The 267-nt window shown below is 37.5% G+C and carries 1 pseudogene; it reads left to right on the top strand.

Features of this window, described 5'->3' with window-relative positions:
• Positions 1–267, top strand: a pseudogene (locus HU755_RS27140) (hypothetical protein); the annotation flags it as partial.

The raw sequence follows: 267 nt of genomic DNA, 5'->3' as shown, positions 1-267 counted from the left end.
CAGATAAATTCTCTATTAAAGCAAAAGATGAGATTTACCAATTAAACGAAGCTTTCGAGCAAATGAAAAGCAATTTATCGGTCATGATTGCCAATATGACGGAGAGCTCTAATCTTGTTGCAGCATCCGCAGAACAGTTAAATGCAAGTGCAGAACAATCCAGTAATGCATCTAGCGCGATTGCATCCTCTATTCAGTCTATTGCAGAGAGTAATGAGCATACCATTGGAAAAATTTCTAATAATACACTTGCCCTCGATTCAATTC

It is taken from the genome of Pseudomonas sp. SWRI111, assembly GCF_014268555.1.
Taxonomy (GTDB): Bacteria; Pseudomonadota; Gammaproteobacteria; order Pseudomonadales; family Pseudomonadaceae; genus Aquipseudomonas; species Aquipseudomonas hamedanensis.
Note: the sequence above shows the minus strand (reverse complement) of the source record. Positions and strands in the feature narration are given on the sequence as shown.